2 protein-coding genes are annotated in these 5071 nt (G+C 64.6%); both read left to right on the top strand.

All coding sequences use genetic code 11. The features are described from left to right. A partial coding sequence (locus AC07VH_RS29145) for a non-ribosomal peptide synthetase (RefSeq protein ID WP_494804017.1) occupies positions 1-2256 on the top strand: 2256 nt, incomplete at its 5' end. Next, positions 2253-5071 (top strand): amino acid adenylation domain-containing protein (locus AC07VH_RS29140; protein WP_494804046.1); only part of this gene is annotated, 2819 nt, incomplete at its 3' end. The genes AC07VH_RS29145 and AC07VH_RS29140, both read left to right, overlap by 4 nt.

Raw genomic sequence — 5071 nt, 5'->3', positions numbered from 1 at the left:
CTGGAGCACCGCGACTATCCCTACGTCCAGCTGCAGGTGGACAACGGCCGCACGCCTTACTACGAAATTGTCTTCAATTTCATCAATTTCCATGTGTACGATGATCTGAAGGCCGGCCTGCAGCAAGCCGGTTACAAGCAAGCGTTCGAGGCGACCGGCTTCGATCTGGTCGCCAATTTCGCCTACAACGCCAGCACCGGCATCGAGTGTGAAATGAAGCCGGGCAAGTTGGGCGGAGCGCAGGCCGAGCGCATCCTCGGCTACTACCTGGCCGTGCTGGAGTCGATGGCGGCCGACCCGGACGCCGTGCACGACGCCGAGCACTTCCTGGACGACGCCGAGGCGCACCGTCTGCTGGTGGAATTCAACGCCACGCGGGTGGCGTATCCGCGTGATCTGCCGGTGCATCAGCTGTTCGAAGCGCAGGTGGCGCGCACGCCGGACGCTGTCGCCGTGATCGCCGATGGCAAGCCGCTGACTTATGCGCAGCTCAATGGCCGAGCCAACCGCCTGGCGCGTCATCTACGCCAGCTCGGCGCCGGTCCGGACGTGCTGGTGGGCGTTTGCATGGAACGCTCGGCCGAACTGGTGATCGCGATTTTCGCCGCACTCAAGGCCGGCGCCGCCTTCGTGCCGTTCGATCCGGCCTATCCGCGGGACCGCCTGGCCTACATGGCCGCCGATGCCAATCCCGTTGTGCTGCTGACGCAAAGCCATCTGCGCGACAGCATCGGCGCCGACGGCGTGGCGCTGCTCTGCCTCGACGAGGTAGGTGATCACCTGGCCGGCTACGACGATCATGATCTTGGGCTGCACTCCGGCCCGGACCATCTGATCTATGCCATCTACACCTCCGGTTCGACCGGGCGCCCGAAAGGCACGCTGGTGCATCAGGGCGGGTTCACCAATCTGGTGAGCTGGTACATCGCCCAATTCGGTATCGGCGCCGACGACAAGGTGCTGCTGCTGTCGTCCATCGGTTTCGATCTTACTCAGAAAAACATCTTTGCCGTCCTGCTGGTGGGAGGGCAGCTGCATTTGTCATCCGGCGCCTACGCACCGGAACAGATATGGAACACCATTCGCGAACAGGGCATCACCTATGTCAATTGCGCGCCCAGCGCCTTCTATCCGCTGCTGCCTTACTTTTCGCCGGACCAGGCGGGGCCGCTGCGCCAGGTATTCCTCGGCGGTGAACCCATCCAGTGCCAACTGCTGCACGAGAAGCTGGCGTGCCTGCCGTCGCCGCCGCTGGTCCATAACACCTACGGTCCGACTGAGGCGTCAGACGTGGTGTCGTTCTTTACCTGGGACCCGCGCGAACGCCGCGCCAGCCTGCCGATCGGCCGCCCGGTCGCCAACACGCAGATCTATGTCCTCGACGCCAGGCGCAATCTATTGCCGCTCGGCGTGACGGGCGATATCTACATCGGCGGCGACGGCGTCGGCCGTGGCTATCTGCATCGCCCGGAACTGACCGCCGAACGCTTCGTCGCCGATCCGTTCAGCGACCGCGAAGGCGCGCGCCTGTACAAGACGGGCGACCTTGGCCGCTGGCTGCCGGACGGCACGATCGACTATCTGGGGCGCGATGATTTCCAGGTCAAGATCCGCGGCTTCCGCGTCGAGCTGGGCGAGATAGAGAGCCGGCTGGCGCTCTTTCCCGGCGTGCGCGAGGCCGTGGTCGTGGCGCGCGGGGATGACGGTCAGGAAAAACGTCTGGTGGCCTATGTAGTGCCCGAGTCGGGCGCGGACGTCAGCGCGGCCAGCCTGCGCCGCGCACTGGCTGACGATCTGGCCGAATTCATGGTGCCGAGTGCCTTTGTCCTGCTCACGGCGCTGCCCCAGACGCCCAACGGCAAACTCGATCGCCAAGCGTTGCCCGTACCCGACCAGGCGGCGATTGCCCGCCGCGAATATGAAGTCCCGATCGGCGAGGTGGAAACCACGCTGGCACGCCTCTGGCAGGAATTGCTCGGTGTTGAGCGCGTCGGCCGCCTCGATCATTTCTTCGAGCTGGGTGGCCATTCCCTGCTCGGCGTGCAGCTTGCGGTACGCCTGCGCGATATCTACGACGTGGACATTTCCATCGGGCGTTTATTCGACCAGCCCGTAGTGGCCGACCTCGCAGCACTGGTCGTGTCCGCGCAACTGGACCTTTATAGCGCAAACGACCTCGGCGGGCTGGATCAGGAAATTGATGCCCTAAGCGAGGAAGAACTGCGCGCCATTCTGTCTGAAAGTGCCTGCAAATGAATAACGATAAACAAACTTTGCAACAATTGAAACGCGCCGTCATGCTGCAGCGTCTGCAGCAAAGTCAGAGCGTGCGTAAGATTGAACCGGGCCGTGCTCCTATCTGCGTGGCCGATCGGAGCCAGCCGCTGGCATTGTCCTACGCTCAGCAGCGCTTGTGGTTCCTCGACCAGTTCGATACTGCGGCAGGCAGCGCCTATCATATGCCGGCGGCCATGCGCCTCAAGGGACGGCTCGACAAGGCTGCGCTGGCACGCGTCCTGGACCATATCGTGGCGCGCCACGAAAGCCTGCGCACGACCTTTGTGAATGTCGATGGCGCGCCGGTGCAGCGCATCGCCGCAGCCGGTGCCGGCATGGCGCTGGAACAGCGTGACCTGCGCCATCTGCCGCCGCGCGAACGCGAGATCGCCGTACAGCGCTTCTCGGACGAGGAAGCGGTGCGGCCTTTCGACTTGGCCGCCGGCCCGCTGATACGCTGCCAGTTGCTGCACCTGGCCGAGGATGAACATGTATTGCTGTTGACGCAGCATCATATCGTCTCCGACGGCTGGTCGATCGGCGTGCTGGTGCGCGAGATCAGCACGCTGTACGCCGCCTTCAGCGCTGGCCAGGCCGATCCGCTGCCGTCGCTGGCGATCCAGTATGCCGACTATGCGGCATGGCAGCGCGGCTGGCTGCAGGGCGATGTCCTGCAAGCGCAGAGCGCGTTCTGGAAGGAACAATTGACAGGTGCACCGGCGCTGCTGGAACTGCCGACCGACCGTCCGCGTCCGGCCCGGCAAAGCTACGCCGGCGGCAGCGTGCAGGTGAGCTTCGATGCCGCGCTGACCGCCGGCTTGAAAGCGCTGAGCCAGAAGCACGGCGCGACGCTGTTCATGACGCTGCTGGCAGGCTGGGCCGCGCTGCTGGCGCGCCTGTCGGGCCAGGATGATGTGGTGGTCGGCACGCCGGTGGCCAACCGTCAGCGCGCCGAGGTGGAGGGCTTGATCGGCTTCTTCGTCAACACGCTGGCGCTGCGGGTGAAGCTGGAGGGCGATCCGAGCGTGGCGCAGCTGCTGGCGCAAGTCAAGGCGCACACGCTGGGGGCGTATGAGCATCAGGATCTGCCGTTCGAGCAAGTCGTGGAAGCGGTGCAGCCGGCGCGCAGCATGCGCCACAGCCCGCTGTTCCAGGTCATGCTCAGTCTGGACAACGCTCCCGGCGGCACCTTGCAGCTGCCGGGCCTGAGCATTGAAAGCGTGCAGCCCAAGCAAAATACCGCGCAGTTCGACCTGACGCTGTCGCTGGCCGAAAGCGACGGCCGCCTGAGCGGCAGCCTGCGCTACGCCAGCGACCTGTTCGACGAAGCGAGCATTGTCCGTCTGGCTGGCCACCTTGAAACGCTGCTGCGCGGCATGGCTGCCGATGACAGTGCGCGCGTCGCCAGTCTGCCGGTGCTGTCCGCCGCACAGCGCCATGAACTGCTGTACGGTTTCAATGGGAAGTCGCGTGACGATGCACAGGGCGAATTGCCTAGACAACAGTTAATTCACCAGCAGTTCGAGGCGCGGGCGCTGGCCCAGCCCGACGCCATCGCGCTGGTGTATGAAAATGTATCGTTGACCTACGCCGAACTGAATCGCCGCGCCAATCGCCTGGCACATCACCTGCGCGGCATCGGCGTGCGGGCGGATGCGCGCGTGGCCCTTTGCCTGGAACGCGGCATCGGCATGGTGATCGGCATCCTGGCCACGCTCAAGGCCGGCGGTGGCTATGTGCCGCTCGATCCGGACTACCCCGCTGATCGTCTGAGCCACATGATCGAGGACAGCGCGCCGGTCGCCCTGCTGACCGAGAGCGCGCTGGCCGCGCTGGTCGATGGCTTGCCGCTTGGCGACGCCAGGGTGGTGCTGATCGACGGTGCCGATGCCGTCGCCATTGCCGGGCAAGCTGACAGCAATCCGGACATCGCTGGCCTGGCGCCGGAGCATCTGGCCTACATCATCTATACCTCGGGATCGACCGGTCTGCCCAAGGGTGTGATGGTCGAACACCGCAACGTCACGCGCCTGTTCGCCACCACCGAACAGTGGTATGGCTTCCAGCCGTCCGACATCTGGACCCTGTTCCACTCATTTGCCTTTGATTTTTCGGTGTGGGAGTTGTGGGGCGCGCTGCTGTACGGCGGCCGGCTGGTGATAGTGCCGTATCTGGTGAGCCGCTCGCCACAGGATTTCTATCAACTGCTGTGCGAACAGGGCGTCACTGTCCTGAACCAGACGCCAAGCGCCTTCCGCCAGCTGATTGCCGCCCAGGCGGCCAGTGACGCGGTCCACCAGTTGCGTACCGTCGTCTTTGGCGGCGAGGCGCTCGATCTGGCAAGCCTGCGGCCCTGGTACCGCGACGCCCGCAATGGCTCCACGCAACTGGTGAATATGTACGGCATCACCGAAACCACGGTGCACGTCACCTACCGTCCGGTGAGCGCAGCCGATGCGGAACTGGCCTGCGCCAGCCCGATCGGCGTGCCGATTCCCGATCTGCAGATCTACATCCTCGATCAGCATGGCGAGCCGGCGCCAATCGGCGTGACAGGCGAATTGCATGTCGGCGGCGCGGGCGTGGCGCGCGGCTATCTGAACCGTCCCGAGCTCAATGTCCAGCGTTTTGTGGCCGATCGCTTCAGCGGCAAGGAAGGCGCGCGGCTGTACAAGACCGGGGACCTTGGGCGCTGGCTGGCGGACGGTTCCATCGATTACCTTGGACGCAATGACTTCCAGGTCAAGATCCGCGGCTTCCGCATCGAGCTGGGCGAGATCGAGACGCGCCTGCT

Source organism: Janthinobacterium sp. GW821-FHT03C10 (assembly GCF_059420865.1).
The sequence above is the reverse complement of the archived record's forward strand: the minus strand, read 5'-3'. Positions and strand labels throughout refer to the sequence as shown.